Origin of the sequence: Bradyrhizobium sp., assembly GCF_030654605.1 — a bacterium.
Classification (GTDB): Bacteria; Pseudomonadota; Alphaproteobacteria; order Rhizobiales; family Xanthobacteraceae; genus Bradyrhizobium.
This window is the reverse complement of record NZ_JAURXB010000145.1, coordinates 21,759-28,425: the sequence shown is the minus strand read 5'-3', so window position 1 is coordinate 28,425 and position 6,667 is coordinate 21,759. Positions and strand designations below refer to the sequence as shown.

At 62.7% G+C, this 6,667-nt stretch carries 6 protein-coding genes; all 6 read right to left on the bottom strand.

What is annotated here, in order from left to right; translation table 11 throughout:
• Positions 1–267: 267 nt before the first annotated feature.
• Entirely contained in the window at positions 268–1,632 is a 1,365-nt protein-coding gene (locus Q7U29_RS14285; protein WP_304742476.1) for an NAD(P)-binding domain-containing protein, read from the bottom strand.
• Between the two features lie 51 nt (positions 1,633–1,683).
• On the bottom strand, positions 1,684–2,001 hold the full coding sequence (locus Q7U29_RS14280) for a helix-turn-helix transcriptional regulator (RefSeq protein WP_304742474.1): 318 nt from the start codon (positions 1,999–2,001) through the stop codon (positions 1,684–1,686).
• Between the two features lie 102 nt (positions 2,002–2,103).
• Positions 2,104–3,087: a hypothetical protein gene (locus Q7U29_RS14275; RefSeq protein WP_304742472.1), complete on the bottom strand. Its 984-nt coding sequence runs from the start codon at positions 3,085–3,087 to the stop codon at positions 2,104–2,106.
• A 161-nt stretch (positions 3,088–3,248) separates the two neighbouring features.
• The gene (gene arsJ / locus Q7U29_RS14270) at positions 3,249–4,475 is read right to left on the bottom strand and encodes an organoarsenical effux MFS transporter ArsJ (protein ID WP_304742470.1); all 1,227 of its coding nucleotides are present in this window, start codon (positions 4,473–4,475) and stop codon (positions 3,249–3,251) included.
• Positions 4,476–4,655: 180 nt separating this feature from the next.
• On the bottom strand, positions 4,656–5,699 hold the full coding sequence (locus Q7U29_RS14265; protein WP_304742468.1) for an ArsJ-associated glyceraldehyde-3-phosphate dehydrogenase: 1,044 nt from the start codon (positions 5,697–5,699) through the stop codon (positions 4,656–4,658).
• Between the two features lie 10 nt (positions 5,700–5,709).
• Entirely contained in the window at positions 5,710–6,612 is a 903-nt protein-coding gene (locus Q7U29_RS14260; protein ID WP_304742466.1) for a helix-turn-helix domain-containing protein, read from the bottom strand.
• Between the last annotated feature and the right edge of the window lie 55 nt (positions 6,613–6,667).

Below are 6,667 nucleotides of genomic sequence, written 5' to 3'. Positions count from 1 at the left end.
CTGCCATTCCGGTATCAGGAACGCGGCGAGAACCGACGGTACCACGACATGCGGAAGCAGGCTGCCGAGCTGCCCCAGGCACATCGCGACGATGACGGATCGGCCCTCCAGCGAAATTTTATTTGCTCCATTCTGAATCACCTCGCCCCGCTTGCGGGGAGAGGTCGGCGCGAAGCGTCGGGTGAGGGGGTTCTCCGCGAGTCCGACCCTGTCGAGAGTCCCCCTCACCCCAACCCTCTCCCCGCAAGCGGGGCGAGGGAGAAGGGGTCAGGAGCCGCAGCCGCATCCGGCTTTTCCTTGTTGCTTTGCATTTGCGTCGTCGACGCAACAGGCGTCAACAGCCGATGGCGCCGGTCCGCCGCAGCACTGGCTTGCGCCGGGCGCATCGGCGCGGCTGCAGACGCCGGTTTCCGGCAGCACCAGTTCGACGCGCGCCGCGGCTTCGTGGTCGCCGGCGAGTTCGGCTGATATCGAGCGGACCTGTTCGTAGCCGGTCAGCATCAGGAAGGTCGGCGCGCGTCCGTAGGACTTCATGCCGGCGAAATAGAAGCCGGGTTCGGGCTGCGCCAGTTCGCGCGCGCCGTGCGGCCGCACCGTGCCGCAGCTGTGTTCGTTGGGATCGATCAAGGGCGCGAGCTCAACCGGGCATTCGATCGCGGGATCGAGCTGGATGCGCAGTTCGCGGACGAAATCCAGATCCGGCCGGAATCCCGTGGCCACGATCAGCTGGTCCACGACCACCTGACGGCAGCAACTGCCGGCGCCAGTGGCGACCGTGAGGCGAGGGACGTCTGTGCCGAGATGCGAAACCCGGAATTCGCTCTCCACGGTGATCCGGCCCGCCGCGACCAGCGCGGCGAAGGCCAGACCGAGTTCGCCGCGGGCGGCGAGCTTGTCGTTGGCGCCACCGCCAAAAGCCTTGGCGGGATCGTTGCCCCGCAGCAGCCAGACCGGCCTGGTTTCGGGCGACTCGGTCGCGAGCCGCGCGAGATCGGTCAGCGTGCCGATCGCCGAATGGCCGGCGCCGAGCACCGCGACAGTCTTGCCGGCATAGCGCGCGCGGTCCTTGCCCAGCACGTCAGGCATCCCATACGCAATCCTGTCCGCTGCCTGCGCCTCGCCGATGGCGCGCAAGCCGTTGGCGCCCGCCGGATTGGGCGAATGCCAGGTGCCGGAGGCGTCGATCACGGCATCGGCCCGCACGCTTTTGGGGCCTTGCCCGTTCTGATAGCGGAGTTCGAAGGGGGCGGCTTCGCGGCCCTTGCTCTTGAGCTTGTCGAAGCCGATGCGGCTGATGTCGGTGACGCGGCTTGAGGTATGGATGTGGCTCGCCAGCGCCGTGCTGGCCGCGAGCGGTTCGAGATAGCGCTCCACCAGCTCGGCGCCGGTCGGATACTGCTCGGGCTCGGGAGAATTCCAGCCAGTCGAGGCGAGCAGGCGTGCCGCGGCGCGGTCGACATTGTATTCCCAAGGCGAGAACAGCTGGACATGGCCCCATTGCCGCACCGAATGTCCGACGCTGTCGCCGGCCTCCAGCACGATCGGCGTCAGTCCGCGCTCCAGCACATGCGCGGCTGCGGCGAGTCCGACCGGGCCGGCTCCGATGATCGCGACGGTCTTTGGCTGGTTCATGGCATTCTCCTGTCAAACCAGAAGTATCGAAATTAAGGACGGAAGAAAAAACTACGCCGCGCTCTTGGCGTCCTTGACCTCGGTCGTCTCGGTGCAGCATTCGGCGACCAGAAAGCCCAAGAGATCGCGCATCACATCGTAGTTGGCGTGACAGACCAGCGTCGTTGCCTCCCGCACCTGACTGATCAGGCCGACCACCATCAGCGTCTTGATGTGATGGGAGAGGGTGGACGGCGCGATCTTCAATTTGTCCTGCAGCCGCCCGACCGGCAGCCCGGCGTCTCCGGCGCGAACCAGCGCGCGGTAGATTTTCAGCCGGGTCGGATTGCCCAGGGCTTCCAGATGGGCAGCGGCGTCATCGAGTTTCATGATCACAATGTTTCAGACGGCGGGATTGCTGTCAACCGTATTTCTAGTATTATAGAAATACAAGGCTTGAGGTTAAGACTTGGGCCTAAGACTTGGGCCTGATCAGTTGCCCATGCCGTTCTCCGGCACGATGAGCGGAATGAATCCGAACACGCCGGGGCTATCCGGATCGACCAGTACCCGCACCGCATGCGCCAGCGTTTCGCCATAGACCATCAATTTGAGCACGTTTGGCATTGGCGCGCCCATGCTGTTCTTCAGGGGTGTCAGCGAAAGGAAGTGTTCATCGCCGTGAACGAGCAGCACCGGCTTGCCGAAACGCCTTGCGCCGGCTTCGATGGCATCAAGCGTCTGCAGGAAGCCGGATTGCCGTGGCATCGCGCCGTTCGGAAACCGCGATTGATCAAACTCTGCCTGCATGAACAGCACCACGGCCTTCGCTCCGGTTCCCTCTGCCTCGGCGAAGACGGCACCGATCCATGCGACATTGGCCTTGTCACGGGCGAAAAATTCCTTCGCGGACTCGGGGTCCTGGGCCTCGAAGCCGTTGTTGGAGCCGGGAACGTGCACGCTGGCGAACAGCACGTCGTTTTTCGAGAAACGAGCATTTTCGACGTAGACTGAAAACGCCGGCATCGTCTGCGCCTGGCTGGTGACGGCGATGGGCGCCTTGCCCAGGGATTGTCCGGGATTTGCGAAGAACAACTGACGCAGCATCGTCAGGCGCTCGCGAGGATCGAAACTGCCTGCCTGTTTTCGATGACAATCGGTCCATTCGTTATCGCCGATGGTGTAGACGAGCGGACCCTCGAAAGTCTGCAATTGCGCCAGCGCTTGACGGAAGATCGCGTCACTGCAGGGGACGCGGGACGACTTGATGTCGCCGACATGCAGTGTGAAGGCGGGCTTCAGCCTGTTGACGGCGGCAATCAGTCGGTCAAATTTGATGCTGTCATCTGGCAGATCATAAGGCTGATCACCCAGCACCACGAACGAGAACGCCTTGTCTCCGCCGACCTGTTCGGCCGCGGCACTGCTTAAGGTTAGAATCAGAAAAGCCACGGCGGGCAAAAATGTTAAGTTCATGGCTCTTACCTGGGTAAACGGTCGCGGCATCAAATCAAATGACCATCACGTATAGCTACTAAGATGAGGAGTTGAGTGTCAAACCGGCAAATGGAAGTTCGCGCGCTGCCGCCAGGGGTGGCGAGCTGATCACGCGCAAGGCGGCGTGAACGGCCTGATTCTCACGACCGCGCGTGAGCGCGAGACAGGCCCTGGTTGGTCGGAAGCAGAAACGTGATCAGCCAGCACAGCAGCAGCATGATCGCCGAACCCGCCAGGCATCCGGTGATGCCGGCAAACTGGTAGAGAACGCCTGAAAGCGTAATTCCCAGCAGCCGTCCGGCGGCGTTCGCGGCGTAGTAAAATCCGACGTCTTCGGCGGCTTTTTCGGAGCCGGCATAAGCCAGGATCAAATAGGAGTGCAGTGAGGAGTTCACCGCGAACGGCAAACCGAACAGCGCCAGTCCGATCACCAATACGAGATCGGGGCGGCCGATGCCGGTGGTCTGCATGAAGATAGCCAGCGCGATCGGCACGGCGGCGAGCATCGCAGCCCAGAGCCGGGCGGCCGGCACCTCGCGGCTCAGGCCGTCCGGGCTGCGGCTGACGAGCAGGGGGGCGATGGCCTGCACACCGCCATAGGCGATGGTCCAGGCCGCGAGGAACCCGCCGACTTCGAGGAAGCGCCAGCCATTGGCGTAGAGAAACACCGGCAGCCCGACCACGAACCAGACGTCTCGCGCGCCGAACATGAAGACGCGGGCGGCAGCGAGCAGGTTCACGCCGCGCGATTTGCCGAACAGTTCACGGATGGTCTTCGACGACTTGGCCTTGCCGAGCTGGGAGGGCAGCAGAAGCAGCCCCGCGACGAAGATCACGGCGAGCAATGCTGCCATCATCCACAGCGCATGGGTGAATCCGGCGAGGTCCAGCAACAGGCCGCCGATGAAAAACCCGATGCCCTTCATCGCGTTCTTTGAGCCGGTGAACCATGCGACCCACTTGAATAATTGTCCGCTGCCTTCGGCCGATGTCGCCTTGATCGCGGATTTGGAAGCGGTCTTGGTCAAATCCTTGGCGACGCCGGCAATGCCCTGGGCGATCACGACCCACGCGACCGATGCCGCGGCCCCCCAGCCGGAATCGAGCGCCGACAGCATCAGCAAGCCGGCGATCTGCAGCATCTGGCCCACCGCGAGCATGCGGGGAATGCCGAAGCGCGACGCGAAATAGCCGCCGGCGAGGTTGGCGCCGATCCCGGCCGCCTCATAGAGGAGAAACAGGAAGGCCAGCGTGAACGGCGTATATCCCAGCCGGAAGAAGTGGAACAGGACGAGCATCCGCAAGGCGCCATCGACCAGCGTGAAGCCCCAATAGGACGCCGTGACGATGAGGTAGTTTCGGACCATGGAACTAGTACCTAGAATCATAAATCAGTACTGCTGCCCATCCTTCGAGACGGCCACTTCGTGGCCTCCTCAGGATGAGGTAAACTTGTTGAAACACAACAACCTCATGCTGAGGAGCGAGCGTCGCGAGCGTCTCGAAGCATGGGCAGCAAGCGACTCACCGATCTTGCATCGTCGGAACTAGACGCCCGCGCGCTGGACGATGTTGGCGAGATCGACCATGCGGCAGGCGTATCCGACCTCGTTGTCGTACCAGGCGTAGACCTTCAGCAATGTCCCGTCGGTCACCATGGTACTGAGGGCATCGACGATCGAGCTGCGCGGATCGTTGTTGTAGTCGGCCGATACCAGTGCCCGCGCCTCCAGACCCAGGATGCCCGCCAACACGTTTTCCGAGGCGGACTTGAACAGCTGGTTGACCTCCTCGACCGTGGTGGCGCGTTTCAGCTCGAACACGCAATCCGTCAGGCTGGCATTCAGCACCGGCACCCGCACGGCGTGACCGTTCAGCTTGCCCTTGAGCTCCGGATAGATCAGCGCGATCGCGGTCGCGCTTCCGGTCGTGGTGGGCTGCATCGAGAGCATGGCCGACCTTGCGCGGCGTAGATCCTTGTGCGGGGCGTCGACGACCACATTGGTGTTGGTAGGGTTGTGGATCGTCGTGATCTGTCCGTGCCGGATACCGATGGCGTCGTGGATGACCTTGACGACCGGCGCCAGACAGTTCGTCGTACAGGATGCCGCCGTCAGCAGCCGGTGGCGGGCGGGATCGTAGAGCTGGTCGTTGACGCCGACGACGATGTTGAGGGCGGCCTCGTCCTTGACGGGAGCAGCCACGATCACCCGTTTGACGCCCCGGTCAAAATAGGCCTGCAGCTGATCCGGCTTCAGGAATTTTCCGGTGCATTCCAGTACGACGTCGCAACCGAGATCGCCCCATGCGACGTCGCCGGGATTGGCCCGTTCGCTGAAACCGATTCGGGTCTGTCCGATCGAAACGACATTTTCGGAAGCGACCTCGACCGGCTGTTGCCATCGTCCATGAAGGCTGTCGAACTCCAGCAGATGCGCGGTGGCCGCGATACCGCCCTTCAACTCGTTCATGTGTACGACGTCGAGCCGGTTGCCGGCGCGGGGATCGCTGTCTGGACGGTGAATGCCGCCGAGGGCCGCGCGCAATACGAGCCTGCCGATGCGGCCCATGCCATTGATGCCAACTTTCATGGGAATTCCCTCAAGGCGAGACGCGCGTGGTATCGCCGATCTCGTCGAGGCGTGCCTTGACCGCCATGCGGTCCAGCGAGTCGAACGGCAGGCTGGTGAAGATCTCGATGCGGCGCCGGATCATCGCGTAGAGTTCGTTCAGAAGCGTGGTGCGCTCGGTCGGCGATCCCGTGAATTGCGCCGGGTCGGGCAGGGGCCAGGCCCCGGTGACGAACTGATTGCCGAAATCGGGACAAAACTGACCGTTGGGTGAGTCGCAGAGCGCGATGATGAAGTCCATGCGGGGAGCGTCGGGTCCCTTGAATTCGTCCCACGATTTGGAATGCAGGTGCGATACGTCGTGGCCGAGGGCCGCCAGCCGCTCGATGACCTCCGGAACGGGTTCCTTGGCCGGATTCGATCCGGCGGAATAGCCCCGGAAGCGGCCGCGGCCGATCTTCTCGAGCAGGGCTTCGGCGATGATCGAGCGGGCGGAATTCTGCGTGCACAGGAACAGCACATTGAACGCGGGCTTCATGAAGGTCTCCGTCGGTTCCACGGCGATGATTTGGGATGGCAGGTCGAACGCATCCCCGCACAGTTCCGGACGCCCGTGGCAGCAGTCCTGAGAAAGAAATTTGAGCAGGCCTCGAAAGCCGGTGACGTCGGCCCGATAGTTCATCGAGCGGCCGTCTTTCTCGGCTGAAATCAAACCGGCCCGGCTGAGAATGCCGAGGTGGGTCGACATCGTGTTGTGCGGCACCTTGCAAAGCCGCGCGATCTCGCCGGCAGGCAGGCTTTGCGGATGGACCGCCAGCAGATGCCGAACCGCAGCGAGGCGGGTCGGCTGCGCCAGCGATCCAAAGCCGTGGATGGCAATCGCTTCTCGATGACTTCCGTCCATTGGGCTGGAAAGTGAGGATGTTGAATTCATGTCGATGTTTCTGGACTTATTGGATGACAGGTGAATGACGAAATGGAACAAAATG

Excerpts from the sequence above, each read along its gene's own strand:
- Q7U29_RS14285 (WP_304742476.1), bottom strand. The coding sequence starts at position 1,632 with ATGAACCAGCCAAAGACCGTCGCGATCATCGGAGCCGGCCCGGTCGGA.
- Q7U29_RS14280 (WP_304742474.1), bottom strand. The coding sequence starts at position 2,001 with ATGAAACTCGATGACGCCGCTGCCCATCTGGAAGCCCTGGGCAATCCG.
- Q7U29_RS14275 (WP_304742472.1), bottom strand. The coding sequence starts at position 3,087 with ATGAACTTAACATTTTTGCCCGCCGTGGCTTTTCTGATTCTAACCTTA.
- arsJ (WP_304742470.1), bottom strand. The coding sequence starts at position 4,475 with ATGGTCCGAAACTACCTCATCGTCACGGCGTCCTATTGGGGCTTCACG.
- Q7U29_RS14265 (WP_304742468.1), bottom strand. The coding sequence starts at position 5,699 with ATGAAAGTTGGCATCAATGGCATGGGCCGCATCGGCAGGCTCGTATTG.
- Q7U29_RS14260 (WP_304742466.1), bottom strand. The coding sequence starts at position 6,612 with ATGAATTCAACATCCTCACTTTCCAGCCCAATGGACGGAAGTCATCGA.